Here is a 26174-nt window from a genome sequence, read left to right on the forward strand (position 1 = left end):
CTCACCACAATACATAACACAGTAATAATAGCGAGCAGCACAAATATGCTGTGCCAGCTAAACCACACTAATAGCTGCGCACCAATTAACGGAGCAACTAACGGCGCTAATGTCATTGATAATACAACATAAGACATCATTTTAGAAAACAATGAACCAGAGAATAGATCACGTAGCAGTGAGCTAACCACCACTGATGCCGCCCCGCCACCTATCGCTTGCAATAACCGTAACCACTTAAATTGTTCGATTGAATCACCGTAAACAATGCCAATACTGGCAATTAAATAAGTGATTAGTCCACAGATAAGCACAGGTTTACGGCCATAACCGTCCGCCAATGGGCCATAAAAAAGCTGACCAATGGCAAACCCTAATAAATAGGTACTAAGGGTGGTTTGAATGATTTCAATCGAGACATTAAAATCACTCGCAATACTTGGCATCGCTGGCAGGTACATATCAACAGCAAGGGGGGTTAATGCGGATAATAGTGCAAGGAAAGGGATTAAAAAATATATTTTCATCATAAGCCAAACTGTTTGAATGGCTTATGATTATATACCTAAATAATAGTAAGATGCAGTCTTATCCGCGACGTTCACGTTACTTAACGAAATAAAACTAACGTCTGTTATTTCCAAATATCTGAAATATCGGTTTTATCGGCCTCAAACAGCTCTTTGCTATACTTAACTTTGGTCTCTTGAAGGTAGTTAACAAAAATAGCAATGCCTTGCTGATAGTAGGCTAATCCCTGCTCTGCACTAGCTGGTAACAATAACAACTTAATTATTGAGGCATGGCAATGTTGCAAGGTCCCCCGCAACATATCGGCTAAAAAGGCATCTTTCGTTTCATATTTACTGTGCAATAAAATAAATTGTTGTTGTAACTGTTCTAAAGCCGCATATCTATCTGCGACAGACGGCTGTAATAATGCCAGCATCTCGTCGACAAATTCAGAAAATAGATTCTGATGTAATATAAGACTGTATTGCTGCGCCAACACCCGAGTATCAACAGCGTAATGCGTAAGCATCTGCTCCACAAACAACGCTTTATCTAGCGTACTGTCAGGTAAACATATATCCGCTTGATAAGTTGGAATAGTATTATCAATTCTAATGCCCTGACCAAGATTATAACAATTGACCTCAGGGTATAAACGTAATAACTCCGTCAGGCCGGCTGCCGACATCTGAAAGATCATCGTCGTTTCAACTTGTTCAACATGGTTACCCGGTGCGACCAAGTTTGCCAACGCCTTTTTATTAAACAGTTTCTTATCTTGGCCTGATTTATCGTAATAGATACTTTTTTTACTGTGATGAGCATCGCCGCTAAAACCAAGGTCAACGCCAAATAAATAAATATTTTTAAACCCCATTCGAGTGAAAAAAGACAAGGCTAAATTTGCGACGGTAGGATTACAATACATCAACTGAGTTAAGTTATCATGATCGCAACCCAATGCTGGATTCATAATGATCTCAGTGGATGGCTCCACCATTTTTAACGCCATCAGCTGGCGATCAAATAGGTCCAATACATCCGGGGATATGGTATTTAACGTTAACAACGGGATAGACCTAAGATAAGCCTCATCCCCCACTGACTGCAACACGCTGTGTGTGGTCCGGGTGCGCTCCATCTCTAAATGAAAATCAGGTTTAATTCCATATTGATGCAAAGCGCGTATGGTGGTACCACAGCTGACAAGGAGCACTTTATCACGGTTCGCAATAATGTAATCAATATGCTCATCAAGAGAGGGGCCATTAGCCAAGATAAAGACCGGCAATGTGGCGCATTCAGGTAGTGGTTCGGCCTTGCCTAACAGTGGCACATGTTTATTCAAATTATGATATTGATGCGCCAAAGCCAGTAATGAATCATCAAAAAAACCAAAACCAAAAGCAACCTGAAAAGCTTGGTTATTAAATTTCTCTAAGGCTTTATCCATCTGCTCTGTCGCATAATGCTTATAACAGAAACTGAAGGTCGAATCATAACGCCCTTTGGAAATAAGCTCACTCGATATATCAGCAAAAAAATCATCTTCGTTCGCACCTAAGCATAAATGCAAGCTACTATTATTGGCATCTAATTGCTGTAATATCCCCGCCCAATCCAGTGTAAACAAACTCGCATAGAAAAAATCATGCTCAGGTTCATAAATATATAGACGTTTAACTTGGTGTTTACTTAACATCAGCGGTAAGTAATAACCCAAACCTAACCCAAAGCAAACCATCATATTAACGGCTTCTGGTAATATCAGTTCTTGCTTATGTTGTTGGTTAACCTGATTCACTAAATTAGTTAACTGATTGATATATTTAACATGCACAAAATTAATTGGATTATCAATTTCATCAGAAAAATCGATGCGGGTTAATTGCGGATTAAAACGGTATTTTTCAAAATCAATCAAGCCGTCTCGATAATAATTCTCACCCAATACAATATTGTCCTCAACGTCCACCAGATGTAATTCACCATGGCGTTGAGCCAGTTCAAATTTGACTGGTTGATAATCGATAAATGACGCATGGATATCAGGAATATACTGCTTAAAAGCAGCCATATTTGCAGCATAGAGTGCCGTTGGATCAACTATAGGTAGCTGTGCATCTTGATAGATAGCATCGATTTCCTGAGCAAGGCCTAGGTTCTTCTGATGCTGTTGTTGTAAACCTTCTAAAGCGGCAATCTGAGAATTAATATCGTGACTTAAATTTTCCATAAGAACAACCTAAAATTGTTTAATAGCAAGATAACGATCAATTGATTTGGCATGGCGCTTGGTAGTCATCTGCTGTGATTCAAGTGCCGATTTCGCAGTCGTTAGTTTGTTTATTTCACCCGTATCATCAGTGATAATCTGCGTCAAATACGCGACGGTGTCAGCCGCCAAAGGCGACGTTAAATTAACCAGTTGCTCAATAAATTCCTGACGCTGCTGTAATAAAATATCACAGTTATCAAAATCTTCAGTAAGCAAAGCGACTTGCGCCTGTTCAGATAACGCAGTAATGTCCACCATTAATGCTGCTTTCAAGTCAATCATGATTAAGCACCACGGGTTTGCTCACGCATTGCTTCAACTTTCATTTTTTCCGCTTGTGGAATATTTAACCAAGCATCTTTAATTGGTGTAACCAATGTCGTGATCTCATCCAACGGCTCTACAGAACGTTCTAACGTGGCATCATTCAACCGTAACTGAATATAACGGTACAAGGCATCAAAATTCTCACCAATTTCCGGATATACTTTATGATTAATACCGTCAATCAACCCCGAGGTAATATTAATAGATTTATTAATCGCTTTGGCTTTGCCTTCGATATCATTACGTAGGATACAACCTTTAGCAACAGCAACAGAATCAAGCAGCCCCTGTAACAACATAAAGATCACTTGATGATTATCCGCAGAAGTAATTCCACTTTCACGACTAACTTGCTGATAACGTCTGATATTCGCTCTCATATTTTTACCTAATTATTATTTATATTTATGTTTGATGGTGTACATACCCGAGTCACTGCGTTTTCACCAGTCAGGGATTATTCGTTAAATTATCGGCTATCCCAAGACATTACGAATATAGTCACCGGTGGCATTATAGCGCGACACGGTATTATCCATCGCTGTATATTTTTTCCGTAATGTATCTTCATAAGAGGATATGTGGCGATCTAATTTATCGCGATCGTCCTCGAGACTACGTAAATTAGTATTGAGCAGTGATTGGCGCTGAGTGATCGTGCCTTTATTATTTAAACTGTTATCAAGTACCGCATTAATTTGTGCCGCGACCCCATTATTACCGGAAAACAGTTTGCCAAGATCATCCAGCGCATTATTAACAGCGTGATCTAAACGTTGGGCGCCAGATTGACTACCATGGCTACCAAACGGATTGATCGCCAGGACCCCGCCCTCTTCTAAGGAGATACCAGCCGCATATAATGTATTTAGCTTACTACTCGCCCCATTTACAACACCGCCGGTAATTGACTGCATCTGTTGCTTAACACTACGTGCTGTTGAATCAAATTTGAGGGAGCCCGTTTCTGGATCGGTCAGAGTATTGATAGTACTGATTAAACGGTTATAACCATCGATAAATTCATGCACGAGATCGCTCACCGCTGCATGGTCAGTGGCCGTGGAAAAATTGACCACGTCATTATTTGCAGTCAAACTATTGGCAGTGATCGTAACCCCTGAAACCGCGTGGGTAAAAGTGTTACTCTCTTGGGTAATAATATTGCCGTCGATTGCAATAATGGCATCGCTAGCCGCCTTTCCAACCATCTTCGAGGAGATCATCGCTAAGCTTGAATCAGAGGTAAATACCGTTAAATCATTAGCCACACCGGTTTTATCTGAGGTGTAAACCATTTTCGCGCCAAGATCAGAATTAATAATGTTGGCGCCAATACCGTAGTTATTGGGGGCTTCGTTAATTTTTTTCTGAATATCTTGTAATGTATCAGCCACATTGACATCAACTTCAAAACTGTCCTTACCGGCATCAAAATACATGATCCCCTGTCCCAGTTTCACCGTACGGTCTGGCATGAAATCAGACTCTAAACGAGCACCCTGTGCCAACTTAGTCACCTTAACATCAAACGAGCCTTTCGGTACCACGCCTTTAGTTTCAATGGTGATCGGCAATATTGCGTTACTTTCACCGGCCTGGCGGACGGCACTAGAGTCAACTGAGCGACCCTGATATTGAATATTAGTTTTACTTTGATAAAAGGTATCAGTATTACCTAATTTATTGGTAATATTTTGAAAATCAGCCAATGCCGCACGTAAGGTTCCGACCCCTGATAACTCAGTTGTAATGCTGATTTCTTTATTATTTAAACGCGCTTCTTTCGGCGCTTTTTCAGCTGTTACAAATGTTTTAATGATCGACTCAAGGTCCATTCCAGAACCCATGCCCGCCATAGTCATACCAGCCATATATATCCTTACGTTTTACCAATTATTGATACCAGAGGCAAATGATTACCGCTGGTCCACTATCAAACCATTTCATCCAATAACAGGCCACTGCTACTGAATATATCTGCCTGAAACTGTTTAATGTCATCTGCCATTTTCAGGACTGCTTCAGAAGGTAGCTCTTTCAGTATTTCGCCACTATCGGGATCGATAATTTTCACTATCATCCGGCCAGAGTCACCATGCACACTAAAGTCTAACTTCTTATTATTCACATCAAAATGTGTTTGCAGCATTTCCGTTGCTTCATGCAACTTTTGCTCCAACTCTTCATTGTTACGAAAACTTTCAGGTTTTTTATCTGTTTCAGTCGTTTTAATAGGTGACTTTAACTCGGATTCAGGTTCGATTATAGCAGACAACGAAGGTACATTGGTTGTGTCGACAGGAGCAACATATAAATTCGTGATCTTATTATCTGCCGTATTAATTGTGGACATCATCACCTCCGAAGACAAAAAAGCCCCACTATGAGCGGGGCAATAATTTATTTATTCAATTAAAGTAGAGACAGAGCTACTTGTGAGGTTTGGTTCGCTTGACTCAACATTGAACTTGCCGCCTGCTGCTGTACTTGAACACGCGCTAGATTTGCCGATTCAGCCGCAAAATCAGTATCTACGATACGAGATTTCGATGCCGATACATTTTCTGAAATATTGGTTAAATTACGAATAGTCGATGAAAAGCGATTTTGTTTCGCACCGAGATCCGCACGAGTATTAGTGACTGAAGCAATCGCTGAATCTAAGTTCTTAATTGCGGTCTGAGCGCCAGCAGCAGTAGTGATTGTATCAGCTGTCACACCTAAACCACCGGTACCCATGCTCGAAGTAATGCTTAATTTGATGGTTTGATTGGCATCGGCACCGACTTGAATATCAGCATCGTAAGTACCGTCCAGTAAATTCTCACCACCAAAGGTTGTGTCTTTGGCAATACGGTTGATTTCTTCTTTTAATTCACCAAATTCGAGTTGCAATGCATCACGATCCGCTGCGCTATTAGAACCATTGGCAGATTGAATTGACAGTACTCGCATACGTTGCAGCATGTTAGTTGTTTCGTCTAACGCACCCTCTGCGGTTTGTGCTAAAGAAATACCGTCATTAGCATTTCGTGAAGCCTGGTTTAGACCATTAACCTGAGATTCTAAACGCGCTCCGATCTGCAAACCCGCAGCATCATCTGCCGCACTGTTGATACGCTTGCCCGAAGATAAACGTTCAAACGATTTACCTATCTCATTGGATGCATTACTCAATTGACGCTGTGCATTTAAAGATGAAACATTAGTATTTACATAAACAGCCATATTCGTCTCCTAAAAGAAATCCTGTGAAGGACTGCTGTTGATTGGGAATACAGCCCTTGCTCTTAATTAGTTATTTGTATTGTCATAAAAGTTATCGACACCAAAAACACATTCTTTAGAGTTATTTTGATTTTTCTCTGTTTATTTTCAATAACGACATGAAAACAAATACATAAACCTTAGTTATCAATCAGTTAAAATCCAATAATCACTTTGCATCGAATTGATTATATTATTGATAAGCATAGGAAATACGCCAAAATAGAAAGTATTAAATCTAAAATAGACTGCGTTAATACGAAACAATCAATTAACAAGGTTCAAAAAGATAAGAATAAACAAGAGGTAGCTAAGAAAGACGGGATTCTATTTTGGCCCTTTCGAACCAAAATAAACATTCGATTAACCTTCCGTTATTAACCTTGTAATAGCGACATCGCAACTTGAGATTGCTGATTCGCTTGGCTAAGCATCGTACTTGCAGCTTGTTGCGATACTTGGTTCTGCGCAAGTTTTGCAGATTCAGCGGCAAAATCAGCATCCATAATACGTGATTTAGACGCCGATACGTTTTCAGAAATATTGGTTAAATTTCGGATCGTTGATGAAAAACGGTTTTGTTTGGCACCCAGATCTGCACGGACATTTGTTACTGCCGCGATGGCACTATCGATGTTAACAATCGCAATTTGAGCCTGAGCCATCGTTAACAAATTATTGGTTGCAGAACCAACACCCAGTCCCGTTGCGTCCATATCCAGAGATATTTTGACATTAATGATTTGATTGGCATCGGCACCAATCTGGAAATCTTGATCAAAGCTCGAATCAAGTAAGCTCATGCCACCGAATGTAGTATCATCAGAGATGCGATTAATTTCTATCTGCAATTCTTTAAACTCAGTATCTAAAGCGGTGCGGTCTGCAGCAGAATTCGAACCATTCGCCGACTGAATCGACAGCACTCGCATACGTTGCAGCAAGTTCGTACTTTCATCTAATGCCCCTTCTGCCGTTTGCGCTAGGGAAATACCATCATTAGCATTTCGTGCGGCCTGATTGAGGCCGTTAACCTGTGCTTCTAAGCGCGAACCAATCTGTAACCCGGCAGCATCATCTGCCGCTGAGTTGATTCGTTTACCAGAAGATAAGCGCTCAAATGATGTTTGTAACGCATTAGTAGCCGTCGTCAAATTACGTTGTGAATTTAAAGATGCTATATTGGTATTTACATATATGGCCACGTTATCATTCCTTCTGAAGCTAACTTACATAGAGTTTTAATTTATATACTCAAATATAAAGCAAACTGTGTGCCAAATAATTACAAATTAATAATATATAGTTAAGCGCATGTTTTAAAACAATATTATTATCTATGATATTGTTTTAAATTATAATGTTGTAGCCGTTTTATTTATAAGCCAAATTATTGCCGCATTAAAGCGGCAGCATAATATGGACGTGACACACCATAAGGCAGCGTTAATTATACGATGGAATGAGACTAAGAATAGAAGTCGCTATATAAGAATAGTGTAGGGGGCAGGAAGAATACTTTTACCTATACGCTTACATCAATAAAGATATAGGTAAAAGCAATTAATTAGGCGGCCCAAAAGGGCCCAGAGGGCGAGACCCTCTTAGCCTAATAGCGACATAGCAACTTGAGATTGTTGATTCGCTTGACTTAACATCGTACTTGCGGCTTGTTGAGAAACCTGATTTTGCGCGAGTTTTGCTGATTCAGCAGCAAAGTCGGTATCCAAAATACGTGATTTAGATGCGGATACATTTTCAGAAATATTCGTTAAATTACGAATGGTTGAAGAAAATCGATTTTGTTTGGCACCTAAGTCGGCACGGACATTGGTCACCGAAGCAATCGCACTGTCTAAATTGGCAATCGCAGTTTGAGCACCCGCAGCAGTGGTCAGCGTATCGGTAGCCAAACCTAGACCGGCCGAATCCATATCCATGGTTATCTTCACATTAATCGTTTGATTCGCATCAGCACCGACTTGAAAATCTTGATTAAAACTTGCATCCAACAACTGCATGCCACCAAAAGTAGTATCCGTTGATACACGATCAATTTCATTTTTTAATTCAGTGAATTCTGTATCCAATGCTACTCGATCCGCTGCACTATTTGAACCATTGGCAGATTGAATCGAAAGCACACGCATACGTTGCAACATATTAGTGGTTTCATCCAATGCTCCCTCAGCCGTTTGCGCTAACGATATACCATCATTGGCATTTCGAGATGCCTGGTTTAAACCACTCACCTGAGCTTCTAAACGTGAGCTAATTTGCAGACCCGCGGCATCATCTGCGGCAGAATTGATCCGTTTACCCGATGACAAACGTTCAAAAGAAGTCTGCAGAGCATTGGTTGCATTCGATAAGTTCCGTTGTGAGTTTAACGACGCAACGTTAGTATTTACATATATAGCCATAATTTTTCCCTCTGTATACCAAAATAAATTATGGCAATACACCACAATTCGTTATTATCTATTTTTGCTTAAATCCGCTCTTCTATGAGCAATCACTCATTAATATGAGCAACTTACATGCCAACTTTTACATTGCATTAAAAAGGCTTAGATTGTTGATTTTATTGAAAGTTTTGTAACTCGTTTCGAGAATGTTTTGCTCTTTCGTTAAATCTGTCATTGCCGCGGCAAGATCTGTCTCGGTAAGAATTGCCATTGCCTCTTGGTTAATCAATTTGAATGATTCATTTGATTCCGTGATACGCTCAATGGCATTATTCCGCCCACCAATACTGGAAATAACTGACATTACCGCATGTTTCGCATTACCAATGCCGAGTTGCGCATCCGCAATTCCATCTTGAAACTCAGACTTAGTTATTGAGGTATCAGTCAGTACTTTTTTGAATGCCTCAAGGGTGTTCAAAATATTTTCATTTATCGATGGCGCCAAAATAATGTCGACACTACCCGGGGATGCTCCTGTTGCAGACATAGCCATACCACCGAACCGGATAATATTATCTGACATAAAATTGCCGCTTTGTTGCACATTATTGCCACTGTCTGTAATTGTATAAGTATCGCTATTACCAGGAATAGTTGGCGGACTAACCGTTATCTTGAAAATATTATTTGCCGGCATTGCATAGTCATAATTATCACGATGAAAATTATCATATTCTCCCTGATCAATAATACGAACCTCAGCGGCAGAGACATTACCGACAAGATTATCGGACAGAGCAATCAACCGCGCGGGGGCAGATTCAAATACTTCACGACCGTTATCACCATTGCGAATAAATACATTACTTGCGATCTGGATCTTGTTATCTTGTTCATTACCCTGAAAATTATACTGCGCCTTATTTGCATCCCAGGTATAGGATTGCACTTCAGATGCCGAACCAGAGAAAATATGATCACCGTTCGCATTTTTGGTATTGACCAGGTTGAAAATTTCTTTTTGTACTTCGTTGATCTCAGTCGCAATAGCGTTAAGATCCAACTCACCCACGCTACCATTGAGCGCACGGATAGTCAGGACTCGACCTCGCTCCATCGCTGTATGTATGTTGCTTAATGTGGCTTCTTCCAAACCTAGGGTACTTTTTAACATCAGACTATTTTTTTGATATTGGGTATTTTTATTGATCTCATCATTCAAATAAGTCGACTTAGAAACGTCAGCAGGTGAATCAGCCGATGTTTTATATTTATTCAGGGATGTGATCTGGGTATGCGCAGTATTCAGCCGTTGCTGCGATTTCGACATATCCTGCATAGAACGAGTAAAGATTTGGTTATTGGTTAATCGCATTGCTGTTACCTCGCCGCATTCAGGATAGTATCGAATATTTCTTTGGAAATACTCACCACCCGAGCTGAAGCGTTATACGCTTGTTCATAACGCACCATATTGGCAGCCTCTTCATCCAGATTTACCCCAGAGACACTCTCAACCCAGTTTTGACTCTGGGTTAATTTAGATTCACTTGCCGACTGATCAACACGAGCTGCCCGAGTTTTATTACCAATACCAGAAATAAGGGTAGAAATGCCTTCCGAAATGGTCATTTGATTACCGCCACTGGTCACCTTATTTTGTCTTAAGGTATTTTCACTTTCCAGGCCCGCGAGCTTTAAGCCATTGGTGTTATCCCCCGCCGAGTTACTGTTGTAGTGTAAGCTGAAGCTTTCCCCGGGATTGGGGTTGCCGCTGATTTTAATCTCATAACCAGTTTGAGGATTTAACGGCGGGACTGAATTAGCCAATAAATCGGAGCCCAATAGCGTGCTAGAAGTTGTCGCTAACAATGTGCCATTGGCATCGAAAATATCAAAGTCACCGCTGTTATTAACCGTCACACGTTGTGGTGCAGCCATGTTTAAAGCATTATTTGAAAACGATAAACTAGAATCAAATATGTTACTGACAACCAGCTGGCTATCTGTAATATTATTGGCATTACGGCTCGAACGCAGCGCCGAAGACAGGGCTATGTCTTCAGGCCGAGAGGCTGTAACTTGGTAGTCGTCAAAATTAAATAAAGTTGGCGACAAAATGAATTTATCACCACTTTTGAACCCGCCAACAGCTGCAGAAAAATCAATATCAAAACCATGTTCATCGACAGTAACAGGACCAGGATAAGCACCGGAGATAGGCAAAGGATTCGTGCTTTTTTGGCCATCTTTAATCTCATAAACGTCAAAAGTAAGTGGACTTGTCATCGTGACTTGATACTGACTCACCGTCAACGAACCGCCCTCAGTAGGTCTTATGCTCGAGGTTACCATATGCTCCGAATTAGAGTTGTCATGATAACCCTGGGCCATAGTTTCTGGCATTCCGTAGATGTCTTTACCTAACTGACCATTTAAATCCAGTCCCATTCGATTTTGACTGTTGATCGCAGAGCCAATACCTAAAGCTAATTGACCTATTTCTCGTAACGCCGGATATACCACATCATCACGGAAGGTAAATAACGCCCCAACGGTACCACCCAGCTCAGTTTCTTGTAGTGAGATTTGATTATTGTCAATGTTCAAGACTAATTCATTAATTGAGGTCTGTGGATTATTGGTTACCGCAGTAAATTGACTCACGCTACTTTGCATGACGAGGGGTTGCCCGCTGATCAAATTTATCGAAATACTTTTGTTGTCATTCACAATCGTAGATATGTCGACCTCACTTGCAAGGGCTTTAATCGACTCATCACGCTTGTCCAGTAACGTACCCGATACACCTTGCGAAGTATTATTGGCAATCATCACCTGCTGATTTAATCCATGTATCTCTTTAATCAAGGCGTTGAGTAAATCCGGTTTTGCCGTGATCTCATCATTCGCTGTTTTCATTTGCGACTGAAGCTGTTTACCAACACTGCGGAAACTGGATACGAGAGATTTGGCATCGGAGAGCGCCAACTCTCTCGTCGATAATGATGTCGGATCGTCATTGAGCGTATGAAAAGATTCAAACAATGTTGAAACTCCGCTACCAAGATTATTCGAGCTATCAGACAATACCTGATCGGTTCGGGTGATTTCTGTTAAAAATTTGTCACGATTATTAAATTTACTGGTATCAAGCAAGACTTCAGCCTGTGCAAACCGATTAATTTCTCGACCAGTAACAGAGCGAGCAAGGCCCATGTTGTCAGTTTGCGAGTTATGCTGGGTGCGCTGACGGCTATACCCCTCGGTATTAACATTCGAGATGTTATTACCTGTGGTATTAAGCATTTTCTGGTGACCTAAAACACCAGACGTGCCTATTTGTAATAAATTAGCCATCAGATTACGACTCCAACCATCAGAACATCACTCCGAAATAAGATTATTTATTCATTTATTGTTTGCGACTGATCTACTACTAACGTTATTTAAATGCATCATGCTTCATGACGTTTTGTATTTTCGCTGCATAGTTAGGATCCGTTGCATAACCCGCTTGCTGTAAACCATTCAAGAACTGTGCCGAGTCTGCAGAATTACGTAATGCATCACGATAACGATCGCCTGATTGCAAGAAATCAGCAAAATCATTAAAGCTAGATTGGAAGTTTTCATAGCTTCTAAATTGATGTTTTTCACGTTTGGCAACACCGTCGGTAAACTCTAAGGTATCGACACTGGTCGTCGCACCTTCCCAGCGTTTATCCGCTTTAATGTTGAATAAATTATGCGAGCTACCACCGTTGTTATCCGTTGATACTTTTTTACCCCAACCCGTTTCTAATGCGGCTTGAGCGAGCAACACATCAGGCGAGACATTCAAGCGTTTCGCGACAGTATCAGCAAAAGGGGTTAACGATGCGACAAACTCTTCAGGGCTGTTGAATTGCATCGGACGGGCGGCATCGGCCATCGAAAATGCGGCATTTGCTTGCTTACCATCATCAATAGAGTTCCCCTCCTCATCAACAGCGGGAACTGCTGTAACCTCTTCATCTTCCACTCTGTCTTTGTCTACAGCTGTCGCCTTATTCACGGCTTGAATATTCTGCAATGGGTTAGTATCCCCTTGTAATGACGAGGCTGGCATATAATTGCCGCCATCATTCGACAACTGCCGAACAATAACATCTGCTAACCCCATGCTGCCTGACTGACTCATATCCGCCGCCATCTGCTTATCTTGCATATCACGATAAAACTGGGTGTAGTTATTATTCATTGGACTATCTGATTCAAATGCGGCATTCGCGTCACGCATGCTTTTCATCAGCATGTTAGTAAACAAGGACTCAAACTGCTTCGCAACTTCTTTCAATGCAGTTTCATCATTATTCAGCGCACGTTTACGCAAAGAGTCCAGATTATGTGTATCTAAGACGTTACTGCTTACATTGGTTTTAAATGAATTATCCATACCCAGCCCGTTACTATTTTCGATAATTATTATTTTCAATAGTTATTATTTTTCAGTCAGTTATTCGTATTACTTACTTAATAATTGAAAGCTACTGCCATTTATCTGCCACTGTCAAAAACAAGTGTAATCAATAACTTAAAATTAAAAATGTATTAACTTCAATCTTTATATATAACAATGCAATTCTTAAACCAACTCTGACAATAGATTGAAATAGATACAAAAAAGCGCTATACCCAATCACCGGGTATAGCGCTCATAAAAATAAGTCATTACAGTACTTAACTAGCTTAACGCCATTAAATAATAATAAGCTGTCCGTCTAATGCGCCCGCATCTTTAAGCGCTTCTAAAATTGACATTAAATCACCCGGCGCAATACCAACCTGATTAACCGCGCGGATCAAATCATCGAGTGTCGCACCCGCATCAAGTTTAAACATACGCGCATCTTCTTGCGTCACATTAATGGTCGATTTATTGGTGACCACAGTTTCACCGTTAGCAAACGCATTGGGCTGTGACACTTCTTGGGTTTCGTTAATGGTGACCGTTAAACCGCCGTGCGTGATCGCAGCAGGTTTTAATCTCACATTTTGGCCAATCACAATCGTGCCGGTTCGTGAATTAACGATAATTTTTGCGGATTCGTCTGCCATTTTCAGTTCAAGATTTTCTAATGTAGACAGATAAGCAACACGTTGAGAAATATCACGTGGCGCCAGTACCCGCACAGATGTCGAATCCATTGGATAAGCAGTATTAGGACCAACCAGATTATTAATTGAATCAGCCAGACGTTTAGCGTTGGTAAAATCGCCACGGTGTAAGTTAAACGTCAGGTAATCGCCATCACCAAACGGATTAGCAACTTCTCTCTCAACAATCGCACCACCGCTAATACGGCCCACGGTAGGCGTATTAATGATCACCTTTGAACCATCTTTCCCTTCGACACCAAGGCCGCCGACAACCAGGCTACCTTGCGCTAACGCATACACTTGTCCATCAGCACCTTTAAGAAAGGTTTGTAGTAGTAAACCGCCACGTAAGCTCTTTGCTTCACCGATAGCGGCAACCGTTACATCAATTGTTTGACCTGGTTTCGTGAATGCGGGTAATATCGCACTCACTGCAACAGCCGCGACATTTTTAATTTTGACTTTCGCGCCGTCGGGCATAGTAATACCAAAATTATTCAGCATGGTCTTAAAGCTTTGCGCTGAGAACGCATTACTTTTTTCACCGGTGCCTGGTAAACCAACCACTAAACCATAACCGATTAATTGGTTATCACGGACCCCTTGCACAGAGCTGATATCTTTAATGCGTGCAGCATGTGCAGAATTGATTGTGACAATAAAAAAGCTTAACAAGACAATACTCATACCGAGTAATACGTTTTGTTGTAATGTAATCCGAGTTGATAATTTCATCTAAATAACCTGTGGTATAAGGGTTGTCATTATTCTGGTTAAGCCTTTCAGCACTGCCAAAATTATGACAACTGCGAATAATGGGCGCTATATTGCTAAAATTGCAATTGTCATACCAAGATGGTATTTACACATAGGTTGAGATTAGAAAGGCCATTTACTGCTGTTCAGGAATTTAGTTGCCCAGCCTTGTACCTGCGCTTCGCCCAAATCATCTACTGCACCGTATTGAATACGCGCATTTGCGATCAAAGATGAATCGACTTTATTATCCGCATCCACATCTTGTGGACGTAATAAGCCAGTAAGACGAATATACTCACTCCCGTTATTCAGCATCAGCCACTTTTCACCACGAATGACTAAGTTATTATTCGGTAACACACGCACGACAGTAACAGAGATATTACCTTTTAAACTGTTACTCTGATCGGCAGAACCATTACCCGAAAAAGAACTCTTTTGATTTAAACTACCTTCAATCGTATAACCGCCAATAACCACATCTTCACCACCGAGATTAACCGGATCTAATTCAAATGAATTATCTTTACCCAAATTCGAGCTAGCTTGCTTTTTAGCACTGGTTGATTCTGTTAACATCACCGTAATAATGTCACCGACTCGACGTGCTTTAATGTCCGAGAAAATATTATTATTGTATTGCGGGTTAAACAACGATCCCGTTACTTTCGCTTGTACTGGATTATTATCGGGTACAATCGGTGCATAATCAGGCGAATCTTGCTGTGGTGTTTCAGCCACATCAGCCGGCTCTTTTGCATCCTCTGTTTTAGTCGCATCTTCATTTTTAGCGACCACATTTTCTTTTACTTTAACTAACGATGCACAACCAACTAGCTGCATAAAAACAAAAAGAGCAAAGATAAAATTACGCATTATAATTCTCGATGTTATTAATTAATGTTTAACGGTTAGCCGTTAAATTATAGCTGTTGATTGATATAACTTAACATTTCATCAACCGCTGAAATTACTTTCGAATTCATTTCGTATACACGCTGGCTTTCAATCAGATTTACTAATTCTTCTGTCACGTTTACATTCGATGTTTCAATCGCACCTTGCACTAATTTACCCAGGCCTTCATTGCTTGGCAGACCTTGTACCGGATCACCACTGGCACCCGTTTGAATATACATGTTTTGTCCAATTGGCTGTAAACCACCTGGGTTAACAAAGTCTGAAATGTTAATCTGACCAACGGTTTGATTGTTTGTCTGGCCCGGTAAACTTACCGACACTTCACCATCTTCCGAGACGGTAATGGTTTGTGCATCTGCAGGTATTTGGATCTGCGGTTGCAATGGATAACCCGAGCCCGGTGTCACGATAATCCCTTCATCATTTAAGGTGAATTGACCGTTACGGGTATATGACGTCGTGCCATCTGGCATTTCAATTTCAAAAAAACCACGGCCACTGACCATTAAATCCAGTGAGTTATCAGTGGTTAACATGTTGCCTTGGGAATGATCTTTTTGTGTCGCGACAACCCGCGCACCCGAACCAACCATTAACCCAGACGGTAGTTTGGTATTTTGCGATGATTGACCACCCGGCTGATTTATCGCTTGATATAATAGATCTTCAAAAATCGCACGCTCTTTCTTAAAACCAACGGTACTGGCATTGGCCAAGTTATTTGAAATCGTTGAAATATTTGCTTGCTGTGCTTCTAAGCCAGTTTTGCTGATCCATAATGCAGGATTCATAATGCTTTCCTCGTCTAATTTATGCTATTGGGGACTCATCAATGAAAAGTTAACTGATTTGTAATAACGTATCAGATGCTTTGTCATTTTCTTCTGCTGTTTTCATCATTTTTATCTGCATTTCGAATTGACGTTGCAAATTAATCATTCCGGTGAGTTCACCAACAGCACTAACATTACTGGTTTCTAGTACGCCACCAGCAACTTGGACATTAGGATCGACAACGGCTGGCGTACCATCTGCCTGTCGAAACAGGCCGTCATAACCTTTTACTAAATTTCGTACATCGGGATTAACCAGTTTTAATTGGTCAACTTGTTCTAATGCATTTGCTGGTGCACCTTGAGGGCGGATCTCGATACGACCATCGGCATGGATTTGGATTTGTTCAATGGGGGTCGGAATTATAATAGGACCGTTTTCACCAAGCACCGGACGACCCGATGATGTCAATAACTCGCCTGTGGCACTCATATGCAAACTGCCGCTACGGGTATAGCCTTCATTGTTCTTATCATCTAACACACTTAGCCAACCGTCGCCTTGGAGCGCAACATCGAGTGCATTACCCGTTTGTTGTAGCGCCCCTCCCGTAAAGTCTTGTCCCGGACTTTCGGTAATAGCAAATACACGGGTTGGTAGACCTTCACCAAAAGCTTGCATTGAACGCGCTTGTTCAAAATCAGCTTTAAAGCCATGTGTATTGACATTGGCCAGGTTATTGGCACGAACAGCCAATGCATTCATATTTTCTTTGGCACCCGACATCGAGATATAAAGCATATTGTCCATTCGTCAATCCTCTGTCACTTTTCGTTGAAATCGTTCATTACCCATCTAATATCAGTAATAAAGCAATTAAAGTGCCAAAATGAAAAAGCCACCCTAAATAGGATGGCTTTTTATCAATTAATCTATCAAATAGATAATTTAGATATCGTAACAACAGTCTAACAATATGACTTTTTTAAAAAAATATCACTTAAAAAATAGTATTAACGGATCTGCAATACCGTATCTTGTAATTTCGAGTTCACTTCTAACGTTCTTGAGTTGGCTTGGTAGTTACGCTGTGCCGTAATTAAGTTAACCAGCTCGCTGGTCAAGTTTACATTGGATTGCTCTAGTGCTGATGAATTAATTTTACCAAAGGTACCGGAGTTGGCTTCGCCAGCAATCGCTGCGCCCGAAAGTTGTGATGCACGCCACCCCGTATCGCCCGTCTGGCTCAAGCCTTGTTCATTGGCGAACTTAGCCATCGCAATCATCCCCAGTTTGTCGTTGCGACCATTACTGTAACTCGCCAAGACCATACCATCCGGACCAATATCAATCCCCGTTAGTCGACCCACTGTTGCCCCGTCTTGCTCAAGCTTTGAAACTTCAAACGCAGACGCAAACTGAGTCGGGTTATTAATATTAACTTTAATCGTCTGACTAGTATCCGCACCATTGGTTAAAATAGCCCCCAGTGGCACCGTTTCTGCGATCACAGGAAGTTGTTGCTGCAATAAACCTGATGAATCAAACGTCAATTGCAGGGCTGCGGGTTTTACCGGTGTTCCCGGTGCCGATGCCACAGCCTGACCGCCAACAATATCAACGGGTTGGTCGTCGACATAATTAAATTCCAACCAGGAATTAGCAGGCGCACCCGCTGTACCATCTTTGACATAATAAGTTGATAGGGTATGTGATTCACCTAATGAATCGTAAATAGAGACAGAGGTAGCAGCGGTATAAGTTCCACTATCAACAGGATCAAATTTAGTTGGGTCTAATAGAGGCGATGTTGCCGGTAAATTCATCGTCATATCAACGTTGCCCGTTGATTCTGGCACACCTGCGGTATCAGGTATTTGTAGCGGTTTTGTTGATGCCATACTCACCGCTTTTGGTGAACCGTCATCATTAACATCATAAACTTGCAGATAGTTACCTGCCGAATTAGTGACAAAACTATTCGCATCCAGTTTAAATGCCCCAGCACGCGTATAGTTACGATCCATAGACTCCAGACCATCAGCCATAACAAAGAAACCATTACCGTTGATCGCCAGATCTAACGAATTTTCAGTAAAATTTAAGCTACCTTGCTGGAACTGTTGCGCAATATGAGACGTCGCCACACCATTACCAACTGACGTTTTTGCATTTGAGAAAATCGATGTTGCATAAACATCGCCAAACTCAGCGCGAGACTCTTTAAAACCAGTGGTATTAACGTTAGCAATGTTATTTGCCGTGGTATTAAGGTCTTTCTGAGCAGCGTTGATCCCACTCAAGGCGATGTTAAATGACATAAGAGTTCCTTATTCAATAAATTTAATAGGTTTTAGTACCAGCAATTTCGGTTGCTTGACTCAGTGGCAGACTGCCCATTCCTTTCAAGTTCAGAATAATACCGCCGCCGGTATTACCAATGTTGACACTTTCAACATGCTGGAAACTCGAGACCTTAAGATCTTGTGCATTGCCGTCTATCGACGCCGATGCTTTTAAGCGGTAACTTCCTTCCGCCACTTTATTGCCGTTCATGTCTGTGCCGTCCCATTCGAAAGCCACAGGACCACCTTTTTGCTCACCCAAATTAATAACGTTAATCACCTCACCGACTTGATTGGCAATTTGTAAACGCAAATTAGGCGCATTCTGAGGTAATTCAATACGCCCAGATACGCTTTCGCCAGCCGATAAAAATGCTGTCGATGCCGGTGCTAATACCTTAGTACCCACAAGACTAGAGGCTTGTAGCGCTTGGTTTGAGCTCATAATTGTAGTTAACTGCTCAAACTTGCTGCCCATGTTAGCAATACCATCAGCGGTAGTGAATGACGCCATCTGCGCCACCATCTCTGAGTTTTCGACCGGTTTAAACGGGTCTTGAAAAGCCAGTTCTTGTGTTAGCAAGGAAAAAAAGTCTTCTTGGCCAAGCTCTTTGCGGGAAGATTCTGCCGCTTGCTCTGCCGCATCCCTTTTTTCAGTTTTAAACTGACTGCTAAAATCAGCTACATTATTACTATTGTTAATTGTCGTCACAACCAAATACCCTCTATGAACCCTGACCTAACGCCAATGTCTTATTTAACATTTTCTTAGCTGCATCAGCTATTTGCACGTTAGTCTGGTATGATCGAGATGCGCTAATCATGTTTGCCATCTCTTCCATTATGTTTACATTCGGACGATATACATAACCATTTTCGTCAGCTAATGGATGGTTTGGATTAAATTCATTAACTAATGGTGCATCACTCTCTACAATCCCTGCAACATTCACGCCAACTGCTTCATTTTGCGAAAAATTAGCTTGATCTAATTGCGCTTGGAAAATAGGATAGCGTGCTTTATAGGTCTCACCAGCGCTACTACTCACACTATTTGCGTTAGCAAGATTACTCGCGGTGGTATTTAAACGCACCGATTGTGCACTCATTGCCGATCCGGCAATGTCAAAGACTCGAAATAAACTCATAATTATTGTCCTTTAATTGCTTTGCGCATAGTTTGCATTTTGCTGCTTAAAAATGATAATGATGCCTGATACTCCATACTATTTTGCATAAAGTTAGTACGCTCAGTTTGTACATCAACGGTATTTCCGTCACCGGTATCGGGTTGATTCGGGATTCTATATTGAAGATCAGACGCCATACTTCTGCCGCCTGATATATGACGTTCACTGGTTTTTGATAAATTAAAACTACTGCCTTGGGTTGCACTAGCAAGGGCATCTTTAAAACTTAAATCTCTTGCTTTAAAACCTGGCGTGTCGGCATTAGCAATATTACTGGCTAATACCTCTGCACGACGCTCTCTTACGCCAACAGAATATTGGTGTATACCCAATGCATTATCAAAATTAATAGCCATGAACGCCTCCTCTACATTTATATCGTAATCAATCGTATGACAATTACGATGATACAAATTATAAAAGCAACATATGTGCCAAAAGGAGGAACGACAGAGTGATTTTATTTTACTTCATGGTGACAAGGGATTAAATAAGATTAAAATCAACAACTTACATTAAAGAAGGAGAATGAATATATACCGTTAAAATATGTATGTTGGATAACGGTCGTAAAATGAAACGACAAAAACTGTTTTTTGACGCTGTATGAGGGCCAGATAGCGCCAATAAATGAACATCCATGTTCATACGCTAACTTGCAGTAAGATAGGCTATTTAAGTCTATATACGATACCAGGATTACAACGGATCATTTCGAACTTATCCGTTAATCCAGTCAGGGATTCTGATGCGCCCAAAAATAAGTAACCGCCGGGTTTTAATGAACCAGCAAATTGATTCAGGATCTGACTTTTAATTTTTGGTGAAAAGTAAATAAGAACATTACGGCAAAAAATGATGTCGAATTTGCCCAACAAAGCATAACCTTCCAACAAATTGATTTCACGAAACGATGTTAATTGCTGAACGTCTCGATTCACCTGCATTTTGTCATCAGGTAATACCGTAAAGAACTGACGTTTACGTTCAGCAGATAAACCCCGGCCAAGTGCCAAGCGATCATAAATACCGTCTTTACAGTGCTTAATCATGGTCGGTGAAATATCCGTACCGATAATCTGTACATTAGGCTTCACTAAACGTTTGAGCTTTTCCTGCGCTTCAATCGCTGACATCGCAATTGAAAACGGTTCTTGCCCAGACGACGATGCCGCTGACCATATTTTGACTGGCAGACCTTTATTGATAAACTCAGGTAAGAGCTTAGCTTGTAAATATTCAAACGGATACACGTCGCGAAACCATAACGTTTCATTGGTGGTCATCGCATCAACAACATCATTACGTAAATCCCGCGCTAACATGGTCATCGATTTTTGTACTAGTTCAGTTAAACTTGCCATGTTATGTTTTGCCAATAGCGGCAATAAACGACTTTTAACTAAATATTGTTTATTTTGCCCTAATACAATACCGCACTGAATCTCAAGAAATTCACTAAAACGGGTATAAACTTCATTTGACAATGTTTGCACTATTTTTTACTCACTTTCTATATAAAAATATATGTATTCAATATTGCAGGACACCTAGCTAGGGTCAGCTGCTTTTAACGCTTTTAATACCGCACCAGCAAGTTCATCCGGGTTAAATTTAGCAATAAAGTCGTTCGCTCCTACTTTTGCCACCATCGCCTGATTAAATACACCACTGAGAGACGTATGCAAAATAACGTACAAATCATTTAATTTCGGATCATTTCTCACTTCCGCAGTCAGGGTATAACCATCCATTACCGGCATTTCGATATCCGAAATCATTAAAGCAACCTGCTCGGAGATAGGTCCGTCTAATGCCATTTCCCGTAATTTATTTAACCCATCACGGCCATCTTTGGCTAATACGATCTTAAAGCCAAGATCAGAAACGGCTTTTTTAATCTGGTTACGCGCCACACTTGAATCATCCACAACTAGGATCACTTTTTCTATAGCTTTCTTATCGATGTCCGTGGCAGTTGCTAATATTTCAGCACTGACATCCGTTTTAACGGGAGCTACTTCATGCAGAATTTTTTCCACATCAAGTATTTCGACTAACTCTTTATCGACCTCGGTGACGGCCGTTAAATAACTTAATTTACCTGTACCTTTTGGCGGCGGTAAAATGGCTTCCCAGTTAATATTAATAATACGTTCAACGCTACCGACTAAAAAACCCTGTATTGAACGATTATATTCAGAAATAATAATAAACGCTTTGCTTAAATCCTCAATAGGACGACCACCAGTCGCTAAGCTTAAGTCAATCACGGAAATAGTCTTACCTCGAATATGGGCAACACCGCGCACAACGCTATTCAGCTTAGGTAAAATTGTCAGTGGTGGACATTGCAGTACTTCTTTTACTTTAAATACATTGATACCAAAACGCTGACGCCCGTTTAAGCGGAACATAAGTAATTCTAGACGGTTTTGTCCTACCAACTGTGTGCGTTGATTGACCGTATCGAGTAATCCTGCCATTATCCATCCCCAGGTAAATGTAGCTTATTATCAAGGTGGCTTAAATATTGCTTACCACTGTATTATTCATTTTAATTGATAGTCTACGCGTTAAAGTAGTCAAAAACTTGGCTCTTAAATAACTTTATACGTAGTCTTTAATCTTATATCGGCTTAGAAACCAAAATGCTTAAATATATTTTCTCGTTACTGCTTTTCTATTGTTTCAGTGTAGTAAGTTATAGTTCACTTGCATACGCAACTACGGATAAACATCAAGCAATTGAGAAGTTTGCGGAATCTTTTATCAAAGCGCAACTATTTACCTCTCAAAATGAAAGAGTGAGCATAGAAGTAACCAAAATTGACCGCAGAATAACAGTTAGTCAGTGTGAAGGTAATATGTCAGCAGAGTTAGTCGGCAATAAAAGCTTACAACGCTCCGCGACAGTAAGAATACGTTGTGATAGCACTGATAATTGGCAACTTCATGTGCCTGTAAAGATTATTCGACTGGTACCCGTTGTGGTCAGCAACCGACCGTTGTCTAAAGGTAGTCTTTTAACTAAAAACAATACTAAAATAGAATATATGAACCGGGTACTATTACGCTCAGGTTATATTTCTGATTTAACATTTGTAAATAGAGCGCGCTTAAAAAGACAACTATCGAGTGGACAAATGATCTCAACACGGGATATTTGTCTTGTGTGTAAAGGTGAAAACGTTACACTTACCAGTTCAGTGGGTAATTTGACCGTGAAAACTGATGGTATGGCTTTGGCTAACGGCATTCTGGGTGAAAAAATCAAAGTACGTAACAGTAAATCGAAACGAATTGTTTCAGGTATTGTCCAAGCAGCAGGTATTATCCAAATAAACTATTAAATTATGCTAAAGTTTTATTGTCATGCGTCGATAATATTTTAGTACACCTGTTTACAATTCAATAGGTACAGAAAAATGGCCATAAATTTAACCAATTTAAATAATCGTAGTCTCCAGCTGGATCAAGCGAGAAGTGCACAGCAGAAAGCCAACGTTAGCGCTGGTAATTCTACTCAAGCTTCACCGCAACGAATAGCACAAGGTGACTCGGTTAACATTACATCACAAGCCAAAAGTTTGACCGCTATGGAACATGATTTAGCTCAAGGTACACCCGTTAACGAGTCGAAAGTTGAAAGTTTGAAAAAAGCCATTGCTGATGGTAGCTATCAAATAGATGCAAATAAATTAGCAAAGAACATGTCTAACTTCGAAGCTTTACTCGCATAACCAGTGCACTGTAAATACAGATGACAATGACAACATTACCTGAATTACTTGGTTTACAAGTATCTTATGTAGAACAGTTACTGGCTCTATTAACCGCTGAAAAATCAGCGCTAGAGTCACGCGATGTCACAGCTTTAGAAAAGCTCAGTCCAGAAAAACAGCAGCAGATAACCCAAATTGCCGAGCTCGATGTAAAAATCAGTCAGCATGCGGATGCTGCAGCATTACTGACTACCTATCTTGCTCAAAAACAACAAATTGAAACCGAACTCTCTCAATGCCAAGAATTGAATGACGTTAATGGTAAACTTATTGAGCTCAATCTGCGTAATACCAAACGACTAACCGATACCATTATCCGTAGTCGCTCACGTAACAATATTACCTATGACAAGTTAGGCCGTACTCGCGGATCCTTCTCAACACTCGGCATGAAGTTCAAAACGTAACGCGCCCAACAACTAATACTCTCGATAAACAGACTCTATTTACCCCCGCTTTAATTAACAAACCGTGACATTAATCGCTAAACCGCCTTTCGATGTCTCTTTATATTTACTTTTCATATCATCACCTGTGGCTTTCATGGTTTTAATCACTTGATCAAGCGACACCTTATGATCTCCAGACCCCATACGTGCCATACGCGACGCATTAATCGCTTTCACGGCACCAATGGCATTACGTTCAATACACGGGATCTGAACCAAACCCGCAACAGGATCACAAGTCAATCCCAAATTATGTTCCATGCCGATCTCGGCAGCATGTTCAACTTGCTCTAGTGTCCCACCTCTGATGGCAGTCAAACCCGCGGCAGCCATAGAACAAGCAACCCCGACTTCACCCTGACAACCTACTTCTGCACCAGAAATAGACGCATTCTTCTTATATAAGGTGCCAATGGCCGCACAGGTAAGTAGATAGGTTTTAATTTTTTCTTCCGTTAATGGACTCACAAACTGATCATAAAAATACATTACCGCAGGGATAATACCGGCAGCACCATTGGTCGGCGCCGTAACAACACGTCCACCTGCGGCGTTTTCTTCATTCACCGCCATCGCATACATATTAACAAAGTCCATACCGTGGAAAGTATCATCCTTGGCATCAGGAGCTTGTAGTTTCTTAAACAATCCGGGCGCGCGGCGTCGTACCTTTAAACCACCGGGTAAAATACCTTCATTACGGCAACCACGATGAATACACTCCACCATGATGTTATGTAGCTGTAATAGTTTTTCATTAATAACCTCATCGGTATTTAATTGCCGTTCATTTTCGTACATGAGTTTAGCAATAGATAATCCGTGTAAGCGACAAGTAGCGAGGAGTTCATCGGCACTATCAAATTTATATTTGGGCAGAATTTTAGCATTCGCTTCCATCGACATATCAATATGATCATGGTCGAGAATAAAGCCACCACCAATCGAATAGTACGTTTTCGTTAACACGATGCTATCTTTACTTAGTGCCACTATCGTCATCGCATTGCTGTGATAAGGTAACGTTTTACGCTGATGCAATATAATACTCTCGGCACGATTAAAAGGGATAAAACCAATGCTACTCATACTGATGCCTTGTTGCTCATCTATCTCCTTTAATATTGACGCAACTTGTTCCGAGTCTATTTTATCCGGCTCATAACCCGCTAAACCTAAGATCACCGCGATATCACTGCCATGACCAATCCCGGTTTGCCCTAACGAACCAAATAGTTCCGCATTTACACCGACTATCGGCTCGCTGTTATCCAATGCTTTTAGGTGCTGTAAAAAATCAAATGCAGCGCGCATAGGGCCAACAGTATGTGAACTCGATGGCCCAATACCGATACTAAACATATCAAAGGTACTGATCATAAAATACTCCCTGATTAATGAATATTGCTTACTGTAGGTATAGCACATGATCGTTTATGCAATTTTATTACTATTTTGAAAAAATATTACGACTATAATTAGTTATAAACATACATACATTTCGCCTGTAAAGTCGGCATTAACACTATATTCATGCTGTTTAAGCAATTATAACCGTAATAAAGTCACAAAAATCAATGTGGCGATGCTAAATATAAGTAAAAAATGTAATAATAGTTCGACTTACTTCATATTTTTTACATAATTGCCGTAATAAATATCCAACAAGGTTTATAATGCCGCAATAGATTCGCATTTACCTTACATTACTTATCATGCGCCCATTGCGGAGCTTGCCAGGGAAAAATCATGAGTATGCTCGAAAAAATCATCCAAAATTTAGAAATATTCAGTAAGTCTGAAAAAAAGGTTGCTGATGTTATTCTAGAATCTCCGCAATCTGCTATTCATTCAAGTATTGCGACACTTGCCAAAGTGGCAGATGTAAGTGAACCGACAGTAAATCGTTTTTGCCGCCGTTTAGATACCAAAGGCTACCCGGATTTTAAATTGCATTTAGCGCAAAGCTTGGCTAACGGTACGCCGTACGTAAACAGACACGTAGAAGCC

Annotated in this window: 26 protein-coding genes and 1 pseudogene; 4 read left to right on the top strand and 23 right to left on the bottom strand. The window is 40.7% G+C overall.

Annotated elements, in window-relative coordinates; genetic code table 11:
• The 22 genes from PE36_RS20355 to PE36_RS20460 all read right to left on the bottom strand — a co-directional run.
• The coding region (locus PE36_RS20355) for a Bcr/CflA family efflux MFS transporter (RefSeq protein WP_006033980.1) at nt 1–530 on the bottom strand (530 nt) is incomplete at its 3' end.
• Nucleotides 531–634: 104 nt separating this feature from the next.
• Nucleotides 635–2749: a 6-hydroxymethylpterin diphosphokinase MptE-like protein gene (locus PE36_RS20360; protein WP_006033981.1), complete on the bottom strand. Its 2115-nt coding sequence runs from the start codon at nt 2747–2749 to the stop codon at nt 635–637.
• A gap of 9 nt (nt 2750–2758) precedes the next feature.
• Entirely contained in the window at nt 2759–3073 is a 315-nt protein-coding gene (locus PE36_RS20365) for a hypothetical protein (RefSeq protein ID WP_006033982.1), read from the bottom strand.
• A gap of 2 nt (nt 3074–3075) precedes the next feature.
• Nucleotides 3076–3498: a flagellar export chaperone FliS gene (gene fliS / locus PE36_RS20370; RefSeq protein ID WP_006033983.1), complete on the bottom strand. Its 423-nt coding sequence runs from the start codon at nt 3496–3498 to the stop codon at nt 3076–3078.
• 96 nt (nt 3499–3594) lie between these two features.
• The gene (gene fliD / locus PE36_RS20375) at nt 3595–4992 is read right to left on the bottom strand and encodes a flagellar filament capping protein FliD (RefSeq protein ID WP_006033984.1); all 1398 of its coding nucleotides are present in this window, start codon (nt 4990–4992) and stop codon (nt 3595–3597) included.
• Nucleotides 4993–5054: 62 nt separating this feature from the next.
• Nucleotides 5055–5474, bottom strand: coding sequence for a flagellar protein FlaG (locus tag PE36_RS20380; protein WP_043994915.1), 420 nt, complete (start codon nt 5472–5474; stop codon nt 5055–5057).
• A gap of 59 nt (nt 5475–5533) precedes the next feature.
• The gene (locus PE36_RS20385; RefSeq protein WP_006033986.1) at nt 5534–6349 is read right to left on the bottom strand and encodes a flagellin; all 816 of its coding nucleotides are present in this window, start codon (nt 6347–6349) and stop codon (nt 5534–5536) included.
• A 416-nt stretch (nt 6350–6765) separates the two neighbouring features.
• The gene (locus tag PE36_RS20390; RefSeq protein ID WP_006033988.1) at nt 6766–7593 is read right to left on the bottom strand and encodes a flagellin; all 828 of its coding nucleotides are present in this window, start codon (nt 7591–7593) and stop codon (nt 6766–6768) included.
• 399 nt (nt 7594–7992) lie between these two features.
• Complete coding sequence (locus PE36_RS20395; RefSeq protein WP_006033989.1) at nt 7993–8811, bottom strand: flagellin; 819 nt, start codon at nt 8809–8811, stop codon at nt 7993–7995.
• Between the two features lie 127 nt (nt 8812–8938).
• Nucleotides 8939–10174, bottom strand: coding sequence for a flagellar hook-associated protein FlgL (gene flgL, locus PE36_RS20400; RefSeq protein ID WP_006033990.1), 1236 nt, complete (start codon nt 10172–10174; stop codon nt 8939–8941).
• A gap of 5 nt (nt 10175–10179) precedes the next feature.
• Nucleotides 10180–12159, bottom strand: coding sequence for a flagellar basal body rod C-terminal domain-containing protein (locus tag PE36_RS20405; protein WP_006033991.1), 1980 nt, complete (start codon nt 12157–12159; stop codon nt 10180–10182).
• Nucleotides 12160–12244: 85 nt separating this feature from the next.
• Complete coding sequence (gene flgJ, locus PE36_RS20410; protein WP_006033992.1) at nt 12245–13237, bottom strand: flagellar assembly peptidoglycan hydrolase FlgJ; 993 nt, start codon at nt 13235–13237, stop codon at nt 12245–12247.
• A gap of 302 nt (nt 13238–13539) precedes the next feature.
• Nucleotides 13540–14676, bottom strand: a complete 1137-nt coding sequence (locus tag PE36_RS20415) for a flagellar basal body P-ring protein FlgI (protein WP_006033993.1) — start codon at nt 14674–14676, stop codon at nt 13540–13542.
• A gap of 144 nt (nt 14677–14820) precedes the next feature.
• Entirely contained in the window at nt 14821–15576 is a 756-nt protein-coding gene (locus PE36_RS20420) for a flagellar basal body L-ring protein FlgH (protein WP_006033994.1), read from the bottom strand.
• Between the two features lie 47 nt (nt 15577–15623).
• A complete protein-coding gene (gene flgG, locus PE36_RS20425; protein ID WP_006033995.1) occupies nt 15624–16412 on the bottom strand; it encodes a flagellar basal-body rod protein FlgG in 789 nt (262 codons plus the stop codon).
• A 49-nt stretch (nt 16413–16461) separates the two neighbouring features.
• Nucleotides 16462–17205, bottom strand: a complete 744-nt coding sequence (gene flgF / locus PE36_RS20430) for a flagellar basal-body rod protein FlgF (protein ID WP_006033996.1) — start codon at nt 17203–17205, stop codon at nt 16462–16464.
• Between the two features lie 203 nt (nt 17206–17408).
• Nucleotides 17409–18716: a flagellar hook protein FlgE gene (flgE, locus tag PE36_RS20435; RefSeq protein WP_006033997.1), complete on the bottom strand. Its 1308-nt coding sequence runs from the start codon at nt 18714–18716 to the stop codon at nt 17409–17411.
• Between the two features lie 22 nt (nt 18717–18738).
• Nucleotides 18739–19452, bottom strand: a complete 714-nt coding sequence (locus tag PE36_RS20440; RefSeq protein ID WP_006033998.1) for a flagellar hook assembly protein FlgD — start codon at nt 19450–19452, stop codon at nt 18739–18741.
• Nucleotides 19453–19465: 13 nt separating this feature from the next.
• The gene (flgC, locus tag PE36_RS20445) at nt 19466–19888 is read right to left on the bottom strand and encodes a flagellar basal body rod protein FlgC (protein ID WP_006033999.1); all 423 of its coding nucleotides are present in this window, start codon (nt 19886–19888) and stop codon (nt 19466–19468) included.
• A gap of 2 nt (nt 19889–19890) precedes the next feature.
• The gene (gene flgB, locus PE36_RS20450) at nt 19891–20286 is read right to left on the bottom strand and encodes a flagellar basal body rod protein FlgB (protein ID WP_006034000.1); all 396 of its coding nucleotides are present in this window, start codon (nt 20284–20286) and stop codon (nt 19891–19893) included.
• A 315-nt stretch (nt 20287–20601) separates the two neighbouring features.
• Nucleotides 20602–21426 (bottom strand): protein-glutamate O-methyltransferase CheR, encoded by an 825-nt coding sequence (locus PE36_RS20455; RefSeq protein ID WP_006034001.1) that lies wholly within the window; start codon nt 21424–21426, stop codon nt 20602–20604.
• A 54-nt stretch (nt 21427–21480) separates the two neighbouring features.
• Complete coding sequence (locus PE36_RS20460; RefSeq protein WP_006034002.1) at nt 21481–22416, bottom strand: chemotaxis protein CheV; 936 nt, start codon at nt 22414–22416, stop codon at nt 21481–21483.
• Between the two features lie 165 nt (nt 22417–22581).
• Here PE36_RS20460 and flgA point away from each other — a divergent pair, with 165 nt between their 5' ends.
• The 3 genes from flgA to PE36_RS20475 all read left to right on the top strand — a co-directional run bounded on the left by flgA (nt 22582) and on the right by PE36_RS20475 (nt 24122).
• The gene (gene flgA, locus PE36_RS20465; RefSeq protein WP_006034003.1) at nt 22582–23283 is read left to right on the top strand and encodes a flagellar basal body P-ring formation chaperone FlgA; all 702 of its coding nucleotides are present in this window, start codon (nt 22582–22584) and stop codon (nt 23281–23283) included.
• 75 nt (nt 23284–23358) lie between these two features.
• Nucleotides 23359–23673, top strand: a complete 315-nt coding sequence (flgM, locus tag PE36_RS20470; protein WP_006034004.1) for a flagellar biosynthesis anti-sigma factor FlgM — start codon at nt 23359–23361, stop codon at nt 23671–23673.
• A gap of 20 nt (nt 23674–23693) precedes the next feature.
• Nucleotides 23694–24122, top strand: a complete 429-nt coding sequence (locus tag PE36_RS20475; protein WP_043994916.1) for a flagella synthesis protein FlgN — start codon at nt 23694–23696, stop codon at nt 24120–24122.
• 54 nt (nt 24123–24176) lie between these two features.
• Here PE36_RS20475 and PE36_RS20480 read toward each other — a convergent pair whose 3' ends face one another.
• Nucleotides 24177–25544 (bottom strand): L-serine ammonia-lyase, encoded by a 1368-nt coding sequence (locus PE36_RS20480; RefSeq protein WP_006034006.1) that lies wholly within the window; start codon nt 25542–25544, stop codon nt 24177–24179.
• Nucleotides 25545–25913: 369 nt separating this feature from the next.
• Between PE36_RS20480 and PE36_RS20485 the strand changes: the two are divergent.
• Nucleotides 25914–26174, top strand: a pseudogene (locus PE36_RS20485) (transcriptional regulator HexR); the annotation flags it as partial.

It is taken from the genome of Moritella sp. PE36, from assembly GCF_000170855.1.
Taxonomy (GTDB): Bacteria; Pseudomonadota; Gammaproteobacteria; order Enterobacterales; family Moritellaceae; genus Moritella.